Origin of the sequence: uncultured Brachyspira sp., assembly GCF_910588665.1 — a bacterium.
In the GTDB taxonomy this organism is placed as follows: Bacteria; Spirochaetota; Brachyspiria; order Brachyspirales; family Brachyspiraceae; genus Brachyspira.
Window position 1 is genome coordinate 113349 of the sequence record NZ_CAJUPR010000005.1, and the last position, 14329, is coordinate 127677.

Annotated in this window: 14 protein-coding genes; 7 read left to right on the plus strand and 7 right to left on the minus strand. The window is 27.1% G+C overall.

Features of this window, described 5'->3' with window-relative positions; genetic code table 11:
- Positions 1–2 precede the first annotated feature (2 nt).
- Positions 3–659 carry a HEAT repeat domain-containing protein gene (locus tag QZ306_RS05220; RefSeq protein WP_295161860.1) on the plus strand — a complete coding sequence of 219 codons (657 nt, stop codon included), beginning with the start codon at positions 3–5 and terminating at the stop codon, positions 657–659.
- Positions 652–1434: a hypothetical protein gene (locus QZ306_RS05225; RefSeq protein WP_295161861.1), complete on the plus strand. Its 783-nt coding sequence runs from the start codon at positions 652–654 to the stop codon at positions 1432–1434. Before QZ306_RS05220 ends, QZ306_RS05225 begins: the two co-directional genes overlap by 8 nt.
- 33 nt (positions 1435–1467) lie before the next feature.
- Here QZ306_RS05225 and QZ306_RS05230 read toward each other — a convergent pair whose 3' ends face one another.
- Together QZ306_RS05230 and QZ306_RS05235 are read right to left on the minus strand one after the other, a co-directional pair.
- A complete protein-coding gene (locus tag QZ306_RS05230; protein ID WP_295161863.1) occupies positions 1468–1890 on the minus strand; it encodes a C-GCAxxG-C-C family (seleno)protein in 423 nt (140 codons plus the stop codon).
- Between the two features lie 157 nt (positions 1891–2047).
- The gene (locus QZ306_RS05235) at positions 2048–2683 is read right to left on the minus strand and encodes a queuosine precursor transporter (RefSeq protein WP_295161865.1); all 636 of its coding nucleotides are present in this window, start codon (positions 2681–2683) and stop codon (positions 2048–2050) included.
- 159 nt (positions 2684–2842) lie between these two features.
- Here QZ306_RS05235 and QZ306_RS05240 point away from each other — a divergent pair, with 159 nt between their 5' ends.
- From QZ306_RS05240 to QZ306_RS05255, 4 genes are all read left to right on the plus strand, one after another.
- Positions 2843–4144: a restriction endonuclease gene (locus tag QZ306_RS05240; protein ID WP_295161867.1), complete on the plus strand. Its 1302-nt coding sequence runs from the start codon at positions 2843–2845 to the stop codon at positions 4142–4144.
- Positions 4145–4190: 46 nt separating this feature from the next.
- Positions 4191–4514 (plus strand): restriction endonuclease, encoded by a 324-nt coding sequence (locus tag QZ306_RS05245; RefSeq protein ID WP_295161938.1) that lies wholly within the window; start codon positions 4191–4193, stop codon positions 4512–4514.
- Positions 4515–4645: 131 nt separating this feature from the next.
- Positions 4646–5050, plus strand: coding sequence for a DUF4234 domain-containing protein (locus QZ306_RS05250; protein ID WP_295161868.1), 405 nt, complete (start codon positions 4646–4648; stop codon positions 5048–5050).
- Positions 5051–5242: 192 nt separating this feature from the next.
- Positions 5243–6406 carry a peptidase M30, hyicolysin gene (locus QZ306_RS05255; protein ID WP_295161870.1) on the plus strand — a complete coding sequence of 388 codons (1164 nt, stop codon included), beginning with the start codon at positions 5243–5245 and terminating at the stop codon, positions 6404–6406.
- A 246-nt stretch (positions 6407–6652) separates the two neighbouring features.
- On the opposite strand, the gene QZ306_RS05260 is transcribed toward QZ306_RS05255, so the two are convergent.
- From QZ306_RS05260 to ileS, 3 genes are all read right to left on the minus strand, one after another.
- Positions 6653–7702 carry a macro domain-containing protein gene (locus tag QZ306_RS05260; RefSeq protein ID WP_295161871.1) on the minus strand — a complete coding sequence of 350 codons (1050 nt, stop codon included), beginning with the start codon at positions 7700–7702 and terminating at the stop codon, positions 6653–6655.
- Between the two features lie 4 nt (positions 7703–7706).
- Entirely contained in the window at positions 7707–8327 is a 621-nt protein-coding gene (locus QZ306_RS05265) for a DarT ssDNA thymidine ADP-ribosyltransferase family protein (RefSeq protein WP_295161873.1), read from the minus strand.
- Positions 8328–8404: 77 nt separating this feature from the next.
- Positions 8405–11176, minus strand: coding sequence for an isoleucine--tRNA ligase (gene ileS / locus QZ306_RS05270; protein WP_295161874.1), 2772 nt, complete (start codon positions 11174–11176; stop codon positions 8405–8407).
- Between the two features lie 213 nt (positions 11177–11389).
- On the opposite strand from ileS, the gene QZ306_RS05275 reads away from it, so the two are divergent.
- A complete protein-coding gene (locus tag QZ306_RS05275; RefSeq protein ID WP_295161875.1) occupies positions 11390–12751 on the plus strand; it encodes an MATE family efflux transporter in 1362 nt (453 codons plus the stop codon).
- Between the two features lie 20 nt (positions 12752–12771).
- On the opposite strand, the gene QZ306_RS05280 is transcribed toward QZ306_RS05275, so the two are convergent.
- Positions 12772–13536: a hypothetical protein gene (locus QZ306_RS05280; protein WP_295161877.1), complete on the minus strand. Its 765-nt coding sequence runs from the start codon at positions 13534–13536 to the stop codon at positions 12772–12774.
- A 17-nt stretch (positions 13537–13553) separates the two neighbouring features.
- The gene (locus QZ306_RS05285; RefSeq protein WP_295161879.1) at positions 13554–14177 is read right to left on the minus strand and encodes a hypothetical protein; all 624 of its coding nucleotides are present in this window, start codon (positions 14175–14177) and stop codon (positions 13554–13556) included.
- Between the last annotated feature and the right edge of the window lie 152 nt (positions 14178–14329).

Genomic DNA, 14329 nt, shown 5'->3' on the forward strand with positions numbered 1-14329 from the left:
ATATGAAAAAAATTATAATTACTTTTATATTAATATCTGCAGTTCTTCTTTCATGCTCTGCAAAAGATGTTACTTTAAGAAGACTTGATGATATTCATAATGCAGAAAATAAACTTGCTAAAAATCCTGATGATGAAGAGATAATATTAGAGGTTATTAATGCTGCGCAAAACGGAGGCAGAGAGGTTCGGGCTGAAGCTGTTTGGCTGCTTGGAAAAATAAAGGCGGATATTGCTTACAGTGATTTTCTCAGAGCAAGCGTTGAAGATCCAGATTTTAATGTGCGCTGTCTGGCGGTTTTAGGGCTTGGAAGACTTGACGCTAAAAATCCTGAAGCAATAGACAGAATAAAAAGAGCTATCTCGGATACCGATTTGCAGGTGCAGATTGAGAGTCTTAAAGTAGCAGGACAAATGAATGCAAAAGAACTTTTGAACCCTATACTTGACAGCTTATCCAGTAAAAATAAATGGGTAAGAATGGCTGCTGTGGAGGCTTTGAAAGATTATGAAGATGTGAGAGTAGACAGATCTTTGGAGCTTCTCGCTTCAACAGATAAAGATTTTGCGGTAAGATCTATTATTAATCAGGTTATAGAATACAGAGCAAAAGAAAATGAAAGAATAACAGTTATTGAGGAAAATATATTGAATGAATAATAAAATTACTATTTTTATTTTTACAGTATTATCTTTATTTACAGCTGCATCATGCTCCTCTAAATATTCCTATATAAGAGTAGATGATATTATAGAAAAAAACAGAACTATAGCCATAGCTTCTTTTACATTTCCAAAAAGCATGACTAATCAATATTTGGATAAATTAAAATATCTTAATACTGAAATATATACGGATTTTGTATTAAACAGCTTTATAAGTAATTTTAACTCTCAAAATGAAATGGTTAAACTTATAACTTTGCAGGAAGCTTTAGGAAATGATGAGTTCTCAAAACTTCCTAATCATTCCATATTAGGAGCAGATTATGCAGCCGCTACAGGAACACTTGCAGTTAACAAACTCAGCGAAGAAACTTTATCAAAACTTGCAGGTAAGACGGACGGAATAATGTATGCAAAATCCTCTATGTCTTTTTGGTCTCAAAAGGTTAATATAGACTTTGAAATTTACGATATTGAAGGCAAATACCTATGGATAGATACTTTAAACGGCACATCTTATTATATAATAGGAGATACTGGAGAGCCTACAAGACAAACCGCTTATGAAATAGTTATTGCCGATGTAATGAGATATCAAAAAAGACATGCAGAGGAATTATATATTCTTATAGATCAGGCTATATCAAACGGAATAAACGGCTTAAAAGGCAAAGCCCCATACGCATTCAATACCAATGATATAATATTCACTCAAAAAACATTCAGCTTAACTAATGAAGATTATGCAAAAAAGGCAGGCATATATTAAAGGCTCAAAAAATATAATTAGATTAAACGATACTTATAATTTTTTTCTATAATCTTTATATTTTTCCATTATATCATCAAATATTTTAGCCGCTTCAAATATTAAATAATCGCATCCGTTTTCAGCATCTCTGTATTTTTCAGATAAAGGTCCGCAGTTAATATTTCCTGTCTTATCATTAAATTTCGTTATATATTCGGCTTCAATTTCTTTTAGAATAGTTCCTTCATGCCCTCTGTCTTTTATAAAAGACTTAGCTAAAGCCATTATTCCTCCTGTTAATATTCCGCAGGTAATACCCAAAGCCATACCGCCTCCGAAGCCTGCAGCCAGCTTAAGATCGTCTTTATTTATTCCAAGATTATATACTTTATTAGCTCCGTAAAGCATTTTTTCAGCGCAATTTAAATCTTCAGTCTTTCCAAATCCTGAATGCAGATATTCATATAATGTCATTTAAGAAAACTCCTTTATATATTAAGCTTTATTCTTATTTGTAATTTTACTATAAACTAATATATTTTTATAAATATTCTATGCCGTCTGCATTAATTTATCAACTATATTTTAATTTGAAAATACAATAGTTTATCTTATTTATATATAACTAAATTTACTGCCCTTCTTTATCTTTTACTAAATATATCATAGGCACGCTTATTATAGTAACGGCGTATTTAACAAAGAAATTAAAAATAAATATTCCAATCAAAGCATCAAAAGGCAAAGTTCCCCAAAAAGCTATAGCAACAAATAAAAAGTTATCAACAGGTATACTGAAAACATTGCTTATCAATACTCTGAGCCATTGATATTTATAAGTAACTTTAGCAACAAATAAATGATATATTTCAGTATCAACCAGCTCGGATAATGAAGAACCTATTATAGAAGCTAATGTTATTCTAAGAACGGGACTTAAAGTTAACTTAAAAGCCTCGTTAAACTCCCAGCCTGCATCTGCAGGAATCTGAGATATTATATAAAAATATATAGGCGAGAATATATTTATAACAGCGGAAACTAATATAAGCTTCTGAGTATTTTTTTTACCTATAGTTTTATGAGCCATATCTCTTATAGTAAAAGCAAGAGGATAAAGAAAAGTACCTCCATCAACAGCAAGACTCAGAATATTAGCTATTTTTACGCTTGCTATATTTGATATCATTTGACAGGCTATATAAGAACAAATAATGAGTATAGTAATAAATGAAATTTCATATTCTTTTTCTCTGATATTATGCATATTTTTTTAATCCGTTAGCGTATAAGATAGTGTATAATACATTAAAAGAGCGTTTTAGTCTATAGTTTTTTAACTTAAAAAAATAAAAAAATAATATGATATTATAGAAATTTTATTATATTTATTATGTAATTATCATAATAAAAAGGCTATATAAAAATGATTTATATTGTATCTGCAGTATTAATAACTGCTATTTTTTTAATATTTGTAATAAAAAAACTTATAAATAAAAAAAATAAATTATATAAAACATCAAAAGAAGAAATAGAGGAATTAAAAAGAAAAACAGAGGAAAACAGAGATGATTATGCATCCGTTTACAGACTTGCAGAAATAGAAGAGAAAATCGGAGAAACTGAATCTGCATTAAAAAGATATGAACAGCTTTTAAAAGCTTCATTTTTTAAAGAAAAAGAAGAAGAGCTTAAAATATGCATGAAGCTTGAAAAAAAATATGAAGATGAAAAAAAATATGAAGAAGGTTTTAAATACACTTTAAAAATATGCAAATTAAATTCAAATGACATGTATTATAATATAAAGGCTGGAAGCATTTTAGGAAAAGAAGGATACTATATATTGGCATGCGATTATTTTAATAAAGCTCTTTTAAATAAAAATGAATTTGACACAGAAGACATAAAAACTGCGGCATTTTGTTTTTTTAATAATAAAAATTATAAAAAGTCAATTGTATTTTTAGAGGAACTCCATAACAGACTCAATAAAGATAAAAACGAAAATCCTAAATTATATGATGAATTAAATTATTTAAACAAAAGCTTAATATCGATGTATATTCTATCCGATGAGTTAAAAATCGCAGAAAGCTTTACTGAGAAAATAATATCTGAAAAAAATATCGATGACAGCATAAAATTAAATATAGACAGAATATATATGCATATTTTATATAAATTATCTGAAAAGGGAAAGTTCAAAGAAGTATATGATAGTTTTTATGCAAAATATAATATAAAGAATTTTGATAAAAAAGTACCGAATTTAATATTAGATTATTGTTTTTATTCATATTTCTTAAAAGATACGGAATTATCAATAAAATTATTTGAATATATAAACAGTCTCAATATAGAAGAGTTTTCTATTTATAATTTTGAAAGTATATTGAAATATTTATCCGATATAAATAAAGCTACTTTGCATCTTAATAAGCTTAGAAATATAATGAAGTTAGAAAATGTAAAAAATGATAATTATGAAAAATATGTTGAAACGGAGAATATAGAAAATTGGGAGAGATCCGTTGATTTATGGGAAAGTTCTTTTATTAATATAGATTATCTTACATCTTTAATAGAAATAAAAAAAACTATGGATGTTGAAAAAATTTTAGACGAACTTAAAATTGAGCAAAATAATAATTCCAAAGATATGAGTCTTAAAATTGTTCAAAAAGTAGATAAAATTTACAATATGAATATTATAGGATTTTAAAAAATTATGCAAAAATATTATAAGAACAAAACTATCATATTCTATAATTCAGGAATACATGGATAAGGCAGACGGCAATGATTACGGAGACGAAGTTAATTATCTTACTTATCATAATAAAGCGAGTAAAAAAGATATTACTCTAATATCTTTTAAAAGATGGAAAAAAATAGAGGCGGGAGAATTGATTATAAGAGATTTTTTAATGATGGTTTCAGAATCGGGAGCCAAAAACGGTATTTTAATACTTCCTGTGCAATTAAGCAGCAGCGCTAAAAGCTACGCTTCTCATAATAATAAAGTTACAGTTTATTCCAGAAATCAATTTAATAATCTGCTTAAAGATGAAAAAAATATAAATAAGCTTTAAAGCTTTTTTAAGTTTATACATTCTTTAAGTTTTTTAAATCATATATTAATATATTTCAGATTTGAACATATTTAGTTGATATTTAGTATAAATAAAGTATAATACATAAAAATATATGAGGAGATAAAATTATGAAAAAAGGTACTGTAAGAAATATTCCGATTTTAATATTGCTCTCTATAATTACCTGCGGTATTTATTATATTTATTGGATTTATAAAACTACAGATGAGATTAAAAACTTTATGGAAATGGAAGATATAAATCCGAGTTTGGAATTAATATTAAGCATCATAACATGCGGCGTATATACTTTTTATTGGTATTATAAATTCGGCAAAATATTATATTTAGAAATGACTAAAAAAGCGGGAATGGATTCAAAAGAAGACAGCACTACATTACTTGTAATATTAAATTTATTTATGTATATAATACCTGCAGCAATATTTCAGGATAAATTAAACAGTATATGGAACAGTATAGATGATGAAAATACTAAAAATATAGATATATATCCAAACCGTGATATTTGATATTAATACAGCCAATAATAAATAATTGATTTTATAATTTACATAAAAAGCCTGCTTTTTACAGCAGGTTTTTTTTATTTATGAGTTATGATTTTACATATAAAAATTATGTATTAAATTTTTCATATCTTTTAATTAATTTTCCGATATTAATTATATATATTATAATTTTACAAAGGATATTAAATCACTATGAAAAAATATTTAATATTGTTTATATTTAATATATTTGTTTTAAATGCAAAAGATTTCAGCAATTTAAATGAAATTTTACAAACTCCTGTAAGCTATAATATTTATAAAAGCAGAAACATTCAAAAAGATTTTAATGCCGTAAGATATATAAATAATAATTATTCTAAAGAAATAATAAAAGCAAAAAATATATACAGCACATCAAAAATAGATATTTACTTGGAAAATAATCTTGAAATAAATGACAGGGATTTGCAAATAATTTTATTAGAAACTTCAAAAATATATGACATAGAAGAATATCTATACGGCAGATTAAAAGGCAGATTAACATTATTAATAATGGATATTAACGGAGGATATACAGGAGATAAACCTTATATGCAGGGATATTCCATATTAGACGGTCTTGATGAGATAAAAAATGATGATAAAAATATAATATTTTTAGATTATATAAACGGCTGGGAGAATATAGAATCGGTCGTAAATACAATAGCCCATGAACTTCATCATGTCATATATTACGGGAGTATGGAAAATAAAAGCGTAAATGAATTTGATATATGGGTTGATGAAGCCTTATCCGAAGCCGCAGTTATTGCCTACAGAGGAAAATTACCTGACAGCAGACTTAATTATTATAATACGGATTCTATGCATTTAATAACTAAAGGCAATTATTTTATTAATTGGAATCAGGGATATACCGTTCATAAATATGCAACGGTTTCTCTTTTTATGTATTGGCTCGGACTGCATTCAAAAAACGGTTTTGAAATATATAAAGATATAGCAAATGCTCCTAAAGAATATAAAGGTACTTATAAAGCCGTACTTTATGCCGCAAATAAGAATATTAAGCAGTTTAAAGACTGGAGCGAGCTGTATGCCTATTGGCTTGAAGCTAATTACAGAAATGATGCAAAAGGGCTTTACGGATATAAAGGATATATAGAAACAAAACCGAAAATTATAACCCATCAATATAATTGTACTATGGCTCCGGGTTCGGCTATTTATGTTAAAGGAGACTTTATATCTGATGATACTCTCTTAAGATATGTTGAGCTTGGAGATAATATTTATATAGTTTATAATCCTGATGTAAATACTAAAGGAAAAGACAGGTATTTAATAGTAAATTCATATTTTTATTGATTTTTATTTTTACTTTTCTGCATGCAATTATAAATTTTAAATTATTTGCAAAGACATTCAAAGAAAATACTATAATTGATAATAAAAAAATGCAATTACAAAAAATAGTTGATTTAAGCTGAAACATATTGAATAAATATATAATTTAATTTACAATGAGTGCTTAAAATCACTAAAAATTAATTATTGTATAAAAAAGGACGGCAGTAATTAAACTTATTATATAAATTACTTATATTAATTTTTTTAATTATATATCAAACAATATCCTAATAATCCTTTTGATATTATATTTGTATTTACTAAATAATTAATAGAATTTATTATATCTTTCTCTGTGAATTTTTCTGACTTTGTTTTTGAAAATTTCCAATTTTTAAAACCATTTATTATATCTTCTTCAGTTGTACAGTTAAAATCTTTTATTAATAGCATTATTGTTGATAAACATTCTAATTCGCTATTTTGTTCTATATTATTAACATAGTCAGATGATAATTTTATAGCGTTTTCAATATTATTTAATTCATTTTCTATTTTTTTACTTATTATTGTTTTATAAATCTCATCACATAAACTATTATAATGTTTTATATCATAATAAAGCATATACTCATTAATTTTTTTACTTACAATCTCTATATTATGCGAATACGGACCATATTTATGAGGTTTAAATTTAAAATAATCTTTTCTATAAAAATGATTAAAAAAATAGCAGCTTTTTTGAAGTCTGATATAAGTTTTATCATTAACATCATAATATTTTAATGAAGACTCTATTTTTGCAACTACATAATTAGATAGTGATAATTTAGGAGCTTTTTTCGGTTTTAAATTAGTTTGAATATTCACTGAAGGTTCATAAACAATTACTTCAATTTTTTCTGACAAATCATAAAAATATGACTCTATTTCCTTTTTTACGTCCTCCCAATTAAGTCCTCCATTACCTGAACCTAAAGGAGGAATTGAGATAGAATATATTTGTTTTGACATTATTTTATTAATCAAATCTGATAACCCTAATTTAATATATTCCATTTTTGAAGGCAGTCTCCATTTATCTTTTGTAGGAAAATTTGCAATTATTTTGCTGTCTTCTTCAAATAAAAAGACTTTGCCTATAGCAATCTGCCCTGTTTTACAAGCCTTTATATATGCTTTTTCATTTTCAGGATAAGTTTTTTTAAATTGATAAGCTAAACCCTTACCCATATAACCTTCGCAATTAACAGTATTAACAATACATTGAGAATCTGTATCTAATATATTACCTGTCTTATATATAATCATAATCTTAAAACCAACTATCATTAATATCGACAAAAAAACTATACTCTTCATTATAAGTATATTTATTTTTATCTTTTATAAATCCAAATTTTAATAAAATCTCATCTATTTTATTAAAACTTTCAATATCTTTTACAGATACTGATGCAAAACTTCTACAATATATTATTCCTTTATATAAACACTCAGCCATACAGGCATTTTTTATATCTTGATTATTATAATCCCTATTATCACTGTCTATTATATTCCACTCTATCAATTTAAATCCTTCATCATAATTAAACAAAATATTTTTATAATTAATAAGTTTATTAGATAATGGATGGCATGGTATTATTTTAAATTCATTTCTTTTAGCAATCTCTCTATCTAAACATATATAAATAAAATCAGTATTTTTATGTTTCTTTTTTACGGCTCCATCAAATGGAGTTTTAATAAAAAAATGAAATGGTACATAGTCCAATAAACTATATTTATCTCTACCTTTTAATATTTCATTATCTGCAACATCAATATTAGTTTTAATTTTATTTCTGGGACATAATCCGTTTTTTATTATAGATTCAAAATTATCTAATGCTGTTAAATGATATATAAGTTTTCCATTTTTTGCATTCATACAAGAACCTTAAAAATATATCTATTTGAAAAAATAGATATATTTTTATTTACATATTATCAAAAAAATTATATATATTACTTTACCGCCTCAGAACATCTTATACATAACTCTTTATGTCCGCTGTCAGCTCCTACACTCTCATAATGTCCCCAGCAGCGTACGCATTTTTCATGATTTGCTTTCTGTGTATTAACAAAAGAAACTGAGCCTTCTATAAATGAATTATCTTTTTCATCAGAAAGCATTACTTTACTTACAATAAATATTTCATTTAAATATTTTTCATATTTAACAAGCAAATCTTTTGAAAATGATTCTTTAGGGCATATTGTTATATAAGCTTCTAAAGATTTACCTATAGTATTATTATCTCTAGACCTTTCAAGCGACAATAAAACATCATCTCTTATTTTAAGAAGCATAACCCAATCTTTTTCTAATTCCAAATCAATTAAACTGTCATCTGCTTTAGGATATAATTCCAAATGTACGGAAGAAGTATTTTCTCCCTTATAGTATCCCCAAACCTCATCAGTTGTAAAAGGAAGAACAGGAGCTATAAGCCTAACTAATACATCTAATATTGCGGCAAGTACAGTCTGAGCACTTCTTCTTGAAACAGAATCTTTTCTGTCGCAGTATAATCTGTCTTTTATAATATCAAAGTAAGTAGCGGAAAGCTCAACCGCACAGTAATTTATAAGTCTTTGATAAAATAAATGAAACTCGTAGCCGTCGCAGGCATTTTCTGCAACTTTTATAAAACTATGAAGTCTTGATAAAGCATATCTGTCAACGGGAAGCAAATCTTTAATATCAGCTTTATCTTTATTTAAGTCAAAATCGGAAATATTTCCAAGCAGATATCTGAAAGTATTTCTTATTTTTCTATAATTGTCGGCAATAGCCTTTATCATATTATCACCTACACGTGCATTATGAGTAAAATCTTCGCTTATACACCATAGTCTTAATATATCGGCTCCGTATTTATCAATAACTTCCAAAGGCGAAACTACATTACCTGCGCTTTTATGCATAGCTCTTCCATGTTCATCTAAAGTCCAGCCATGCGTAATAAGTTCTTTATACGGCGGAATACCTCTTATAGCCATAGAAGGCCATATTGCAGCTTGAAACCAGCCTCTATATTGATCTCCGCCCTCTAAATATATATCAACAGGAAAAACACCGTCCAAATCTTTATTAGTTTTCTGAGATGCAAAAGATGATACGCCAGAATCAAACCAAACATCTAAAATATCCTCTTCTTTGCCGAAATCGCTGCAGCCGCATACACATTCAGTACCCTTAGGAATCAATTCTTCAGCATCTAATTCAAACCAAATATCCATTCCTTTAGTTTTTACTATATCGGCAAAATGCTTTGTAGATTCGGCGGTTAATAAAGTTTTGCCGCAGCTTTTACAATAGAATGCAGGTATAGGAACACCCCAAGAACGCTGTCTTGACAGGCACCAATCAGGACGGTTTTCAAGCATATTTTTCATTCTTTCATGTCCCCAAGCTGGATACCATTTAATATTTTCTAAAGATTTAACTGTTCTCTCATCAACATTATCATGCTTTATATTCATAAACCATTGAGAAGTGGCTCTGAATATAAGAGGGTTTTTACATCTCCAGCAAATAGGATAACTATGAGTAACTTTTTCTTTATGAAATAATGAACCGTTATTTTCAAGCATCTCTACTATTTTTGGATTGGCATCTCTTACTTTTATTCCTTCCATTTCTGAAAAATCGCTTGTATATCTTCCCTCTCTGTCTACAGGACAATATATATCAAGCCCATAATTAACCCCAGTTTGATAGTCCTCCATACCATGACCAGGAGCAGTATGAACGACACCTGTACCAGCCGAAGACTCTACATAATCTGCAAATACAACTGCGGATTTTTTGCCCTTTATAAAAGGATGAGCTATTTCAAGTTTTTCAATATCATCTATAGATATGTCTATCATATCTCTGCCCTCCGATTTCATATCCTTTTTGCCAAGCACCGCATCAATTAAAGTTTTAGTCATTATTGCATATCTTCCGTCTATTTCAACAGCGGCATATTCTAAATCTCTATTGAAAGCACAAGCCATATTTGAAGGCAATGTCCAAGGTGTAGTAGTCCATATCATAACATCGGTATTGCAGTCCAATTTATCATTGATTTTATTTAATACTGGAAATCTTACATAAACACTTGTGGAAGTATGATTATCATCATATTCTATTTCAGCTGCAGCCAATGCAGTTTCACAGTCCATGCACCAGTGAATAGTTCTCAATCCTTTATATATATATCCCTTCTCCACCAATTGAGCAAATACTTCAACTATTTCAGATTCATATTCAGGCGACATTGTAAGATATGGATTTTCCCAATCACCCATTACCCCCAGTCTTTTGAACTCTTTTCTCTGAATATCTATATATTTCTGAGCATAAGCACGGCATTTTTTTCTCATTATGAATTTAGAAGTCTCTTTATATTTATCCCCCAAACTCTCCTGCACCTTTAATTCTATAGGCATGCCATGACAATCCCAGCCCGGAACATAAGGAGAATCAAAACCTTTAGCTGATTTATATCTTATTATAATATCTTTAATAATTTTATTTAATGATGTTCCGATATGAATGTCTCCGTTCGCATAAGGCGGTCCATCATGTAAAATACATTTAGGAGCACCTTTTCTTAATTCTCTAAGCTTTTGATAAAGCTTTTCTTCGTCCCATTTCTTTATTATTTTGGGCTCTTTTTCCTTTAAACCCGCTTTCATAGGAAAAGCAGTTTTAGGCAAATTGATAGTAGAACTATAATCCATCTTAATTTTGCTCCATTTTTTAATTTTATAAAGATATTCAATTTTATACTATAAGTATAAATTTTACAAGTTTTTTATTTTTTATAAAAAGTTTAATTCCATATAAGATTTTTTATATTCATTAAAAAAACAATATTTATATTTTTTCCCGTTTAATTAATTATTATTTAGTTTATAATATTAATAATAGTTTAATTTTAAGGCAAAGTAAAAATGCATAATACAATAGGTACAGATCTTACAGAAGCAAAAGTTGTTCCGTCTTTATTAAAACTGCTGATACCGATATTATTATCCAATATGCTTAATGTAGTTTATAATATAGCAGACAGTATTTGGATAGGAAATATTATAGGACCTTTGGGGCTTTCAGCTGTTGCAGTAAGTTTTCCTATAATGCTTATAATGGGATCTTTTGCATTCGGAGTTAATATGGCTAATGGGGTTATAGTATCGCAGTATTACGGGGCAAAAGATTATAATATGGTAAGTTATGTTATAAAAGTATCCGCTACTTTGGGAGTTATAATATTAATTACTGTAGGATCTCTTATGCTTATATTTTCAAGAAAAATATTAGTAACTATGAAAACCCCTCAAAATGCTATGAATATGGCGCTTATATATTTAAGAATATCAATTTTGGGTATGCCGTTTGCATATACTTATTTTTTTATTTCTTCAATACTCAGAGCAGTCGGAGATACTGCAAGACCATTAATATTTTTAATTGTATCATCTTTTCTTAATATAATATTAGACCCTATTCTTATAAAAGGTTTTTATATAATACCAGCTATGGGACTTGAAGGTGCTGCAATAGCTACAGTAATATCTCAATTTACTTCCGTTTTAATAAGCATGTCTTATCTTAAAATAAAAAACAGTTTTATAAAAATTAATCCTTTTATATTTACATTTGATTTGAAAATGACTAAAAAAATAATGAAGTTAGCAGTTCCTATTTCATTTAATCAGTTTATAGTAGCTTTCGGCTGGCTTATAATAACAAGACTTATAAGCAGTTTCGGAGAAGCGGCAAGTGCAACGGTTGCAATAGTTAATAGAGCAGAATCGCTTTTTATAATGCCTATGGGAGCTTTGGGAAATGCAGTTATGACAATGTCGGCGCAGAATATAGGAGCTAAAAAACTTGACAGAGTTAAAGAAATTTTTAAAAGCGGTATTATAATAGGCATTATAATTTCTTCTATTATGAGTATTTTTTCAGTAACTAATCCGTATATGATTATAAAAATGTTTACAAAAGATATGTATGTTTTTGAATATGCAAGAAGCTATATTTATACCATAATGCCTATATTTATTTTTTATTCCGTAATGTTTGTATGCAACGGAGTTATAAACGGAGCTGGAAAAACTATAGTAATAATGGCTTTTACAACATCTACTACTTTAATTTTAAGAACGATTTTAGCTTATGTATTATCGCCTCATCTTGAACTTATAGGTATATGGATTTCTATGGGTATATGCTATATAATTAACACTCTTTTCAGTATATATTATTTAAAGTCAAACAGATGGCAGAAGAATTCAAATATTGCAGATTAAAACTTATAAAAATATTATACTTAATCTCTTGTCCTTGAGAAAGAAAATCCGAAATGAACATTTAAAGACAGAGACGAAACTTGATGTTTTTTTATTAATCCTGTCTTAAGAGTTTGTATATTATCAGTATTATAAGGACTTGAAAAATCATAAACCATATATATGCCGTACATAAAAGCTATTTTATTATTTATATAATAAAAACCGTCAAAGCTTAACTTTATATATGCAAATACCGGATATTTAAATACTTTTTTAATATCTTCAAAATCCCAAAAGTATTTATCCTTATACATTAAAGATCCTTCATAATAAAGATTTTCTGAATCTTTATAATCATGAAAAACTGCAGCTGCAAAAGGAATCCTGATGCCTAATCCTAATCCCAAAGAAAAACTTTTAAAATTAATTTTAGGAATAAAACCTATTGAAGCGCCTGCAAATATAATATCATCATTAAATTTGAGGTAAGACATATCACTTCTCGGATATTGATAAGTAATCTGAATATTTTGCATATAAAAACCTGTGTCCAAAAGAAAACTTATACTTTTTACAGGTGAATTATAGCTATTATTTAATCTTAAATTATATCCGAACTGAGTCATAAGTGCAAAATCAAAACCTAAATCGCCTTTAATAGATTCATATATTTTATTCGGTCTTTCCAATGTAATAGAACTGAAGCTGAAATTAAATCCCAAAGGAACATAAAAATTTATTTCAAAATTGGCAAATAAATTTATACTTAAACTTAAAACCATAATTAATATTTTATATTTCATAATTCTTCCATTTTTAATTACTTTTTTACAAAATTATTTGTAATGAGGCTTTCATATAATTTAACAGAATAAGTAATAAAATTTAAAATAAGATTTTCTTCATATGTTAAATATCCGTAATTTTTAAACTCGCTTTCTTCAAAACAAAAAGGAGTTTCAATATCTACATTAGTTTGTGTATAAATTTCTTTTCCAGAAAAAACTATTTTATTATTAGTTTCTTTAGCTACCATTTGACCATTAGAGTAAGAGTCTAGAAAATAATTCTGCCTCATTGAGGCAACACTTATCATGTCAATATAAGGTGATTCTAAATTAGTAAAAGGAATTCTGAATCTAAGAATAAATCTGTGTTCATCATTATTTAATATTTGTTTATATGTTAAATAATCATATTCATATTCTCTTATAGAAATAATACTTTCAAAATTATCTTTATAATCTTTTATATTAAATTTTATACCCTCTGCCATTTCTACTGCTCCGCTTACCTCATTTGTTTTACTTCTGTATTCTACAATATCAGAACCATCTAAATAAAAAACTTCCACTTCATTTTCATTAGGATTAAGTATATTAGTTTTATCGCATGATAAAATAAAAACAGTTACAGCTAATATAGTAACAGCTATCTTTTTCATAAATAAACACCTAAAAATAAATTATAATACTTTTATATAAGCTAATATAAATTACATAAAAAACAATAACTTTTTTTGATAATACAATAATTTTTTTTAAGTTATTATATAAATTAATAATATAAAGTCTTTAATTTATATAATTATTAAAA

Bases quoted from the DNA above. Each gene is read 5' to 3' on its own strand.
- QZ306_RS05220 (WP_295161860.1), top strand. From the start codon at position 3: ATGAAAAAAATTATAATTACTTTTATATTAATATCTGCAGTTCTTCTT.
- QZ306_RS05225 (WP_295161861.1), top strand. From the start codon at position 652: ATGAATAATAAAATTACTATTTTTATTTTTACAGTATTATCTTTATTT.
- QZ306_RS05230 (WP_295161863.1), bottom strand. From the start codon at position 1,890: ATGACATTATATGAATATCTGCATTCAGGATTTGGAAAGACTGAAGAT.
- QZ306_RS05235 (WP_295161865.1), bottom strand. From the start codon at position 2,683: ATGCATAATATCAGAGAAAAAGAATATGAAATTTCATTTATTACTATA.
- QZ306_RS05240 (WP_295161867.1), top strand. From the start codon at position 2,843: ATGATTTATATTGTATCTGCAGTATTAATAACTGCTATTTTTTTAATA.
- QZ306_RS05250 (WP_295161868.1), top strand. From the start codon at position 4,646: ATGAAAAAAGGTACTGTAAGAAATATTCCGATTTTAATATTGCTCTCT.
- QZ306_RS05255 (WP_295161870.1), top strand. From the start codon at position 5,243: ATGAAAAAATATTTAATATTGTTTATATTTAATATATTTGTTTTAAAT.
- QZ306_RS05260 (WP_295161871.1), bottom strand. From the start codon at position 7,702: ATGATTATATATAAGACAGGTAATATATTAGATACAGATTCTCAATGT.
- QZ306_RS05265 (WP_295161873.1), bottom strand. From the start codon at position 8,327: ATGAATGCAAAAAATGGAAAACTTATATATCATTTAACAGCATTAGAT.
- ileS (WP_295161874.1), bottom strand. From the start codon at position 11,176: ATGGATTATAGTTCTACTATCAATTTGCCTAAAACTGCTTTTCCTATG.
- QZ306_RS05275 (WP_295161875.1), top strand. From the start codon at position 11,390: ATGCATAATACAATAGGTACAGATCTTACAGAAGCAAAAGTTGTTCCG.
- QZ306_RS05280 (WP_295161877.1), bottom strand. From the start codon at position 13,536: ATGAAATATAAAATATTAATTATGGTTTTAAGTTTAAGTATAAATTTA.
- QZ306_RS05285 (WP_295161879.1), bottom strand. From the start codon at position 14,177: ATGAAAAAGATAGCTGTTACTATATTAGCTGTAACTGTTTTTATTTTA.